Origin of the sequence: Oscillibacter valericigenes, assembly GCF_021531435.1 — a bacterium.
In the GTDB taxonomy this organism is placed as follows: Bacteria; Bacillota; Clostridia; order Oscillospirales; family Oscillospiraceae; genus Oscillibacter; species Oscillibacter valericigenes_B.
On the sequence record NZ_JAFBIS010000093.1, the window covers coordinates 1 to 219 of the forward strand.

The 219-nt window shown below is 60.3% G+C and carries 1 protein-coding gene; it reads right to left on the reverse strand.

Annotation, left to right across the window (positions count from 1 at the left end):
- Positions 1–219, reverse strand: a 219-nt coding sequence (locus JQM68_RS13695) for a transposase (RefSeq protein ID WP_235223571.1), incomplete at both ends; no start/stop codon positions are given.

Consider the following 219-nt stretch of genomic DNA (forward strand, 5'->3'; position numbering starts at 1 on the left):
TCATGCCGCAGGCGTACAGCGCCAGAATCTTATCCTCCATCCCGTCCGCATTCCGGTCATACTTGCCGATGATCTTGGGTTCGAAGGAGCCGTTCCGGTCCCGGGGCACCTTGATGTCCACTTCACCCAGCTGGGTCTTAACGGTCTTCTTCGTGTAGCCGTTGCGGTAGTTTCTGGGGGCTCCCTCCGGCTTGTCTGAGCGCTCGCAACGCTCGCGAC